At 49.3% G+C, this 908-nt stretch carries 1 protein-coding gene and 1 pseudogene; both read right to left on the reverse strand.

Annotation, left to right across the window (positions count from 1 at the left end; genetic code table 11):
• A pseudogene (locus AC1XUO_RS29625) lies at positions 1-208 on the reverse strand (hypothetical protein); the annotation flags it as partial.
• 38 nt (positions 209-246) lie between these two features.
• Entirely contained in the window at positions 247-816 is a 570-nt protein-coding gene (locus AC1XUO_RS29630; RefSeq protein ID WP_483333519.1) for a hypothetical protein, read from the reverse strand.
• Between the last annotated feature and the right edge of the window lie 92 nt (positions 817-908).

Genomic DNA, 908 nt, shown 5'->3' on the forward strand with positions numbered 1-908 from the left:
GCAGGTCAAAGCTAAGTTCGGCCGGGATCACACCGGCCGCGATTGGCGGAGCGGTGGCCAGGGTACCCGCCACCACTTGCGTATCCAACGGCCAGCCAGCCGTAAAATCAGATTCAGCATAAAGGACCATGCGGGCGATCCCTCCCAGGTTAGCCAGGCCACGTGCCCGGTAAGCTATATTTTTAAATTTTGATGTACTTGCAGGCATATCTTAATGCAGTTAAAAAATATTGATTGGATAAGGTTTTAAACTACCGCAAAAGGTTTTGGTTTGGCCGCCGCCGTGTCTGTTGGCATCACAAGGGCATCCTGCAAAAACAGGGCAGGGAAGGGGTACCCGTCACCTTTCGCTTTAAAACTGATCGCGTTTTGGTCATCTGCCTTCGCGCCAGAATCATCACTGTCTTCAATGACAAGCGGGTTCCAGCTCGTACCATAAATACGGCGCTTGCCATTTTTGTAGTAGGCCACGGCAACACCGCCTTCGTTCAAAAACTTCTGAACGGCTTCCAGCTGGGTAGGATCCACACCGGCAAATTTGCATTCGACATCGTGCTCGTAGTTCTGGTAACCCAGCGTTCCCTTTTTGGAAGATTTTGCGCGGCCGGTATGTAGGTCAAAAGTAATTTCGGCTGGTACAGTATTGGCGACAATGCGCGGTAAAACGGTGCATTCACCCTGTAAACCGATATCGGCGGCAATAGGCCACCCGGCAACAAAATCCGATTCGGCAAACAAAACCATACGGGCAATCCCGCCAAGGTTAGCCAGGCCACGCGCCCGGTAACTAATATTTTTAAATTTTGATGCTGGCATCTTTTCAGCGTGAAAAGGTTGAAAAAGAGTTGATATCCTGCTAGTAAATCCAGCAGGATATCAACATAAAATTTACTTCCAAAGGACAATCA

Source organism: Dyadobacter sp. HNCC25DJ186, assembly GCF_056895235.1.